This window comes from Stenotrophomonas sp. SAM-B (assembly GCF_013387485.1).
Taxonomy (GTDB): Bacteria; Pseudomonadota; Gammaproteobacteria; order Xanthomonadales; family Xanthomonadaceae; genus Stenotrophomonas; species Stenotrophomonas maltophilia_AA.
In genome coordinates this window covers 1-431 of the sequence record NZ_JABBXB010000048.1, presented here as the reverse complement: position 1 = coordinate 431, position 431 = coordinate 1, and the positions used below count along the sequence as shown (strand labels likewise).

Here is a 431-nt window from a genome sequence, read left to right as displayed (position 1 = left end):
CTACCAGGGTATCTAATCCTGTTCGCTCCCCACGCTTTCGCTCCTCAGCGTCAGTAACGGCCCAGAGAGCCGCCTTCGCCACCGGTGTTCCTCCTGATATCTGCGCATTTCACCGCTACACCAGGAATTCCGATCTCCCCTACCGCACTCTAGCCTGCCCGTATCGAATGCAGACCCGGGGTTAAGCCCCGGGCTTTCACATCCGACGTGACAAGCCGCCTACGAGCTCTTTACGCCCAATAATTCCGGACAACGCTTGCACCCTACGTATTACCGCGGCTGCTGGCACGTAGTTAGCCGGTGCTTCTTCTGCAGGTACCGTCACTTTCGCTTCTTCCCTGCTGAAAGAGGTTTACAACCCGAAGGCCTTCATCCCTCACGCGGCGTCGCTGCATCAGGCTTTCGCCCATTGTGCAATATTCCCCACTGCT

At 57.5% G+C, this 431-nt stretch carries 1 rRNA gene; it reads right to left on the bottom strand.

Annotated features, from left to right (window positions below):
• Positions 1 to 431: ribosomal RNA gene (locus HH110_RS19175) — 16S ribosomal RNA — on the bottom strand; the annotation flags it as partial.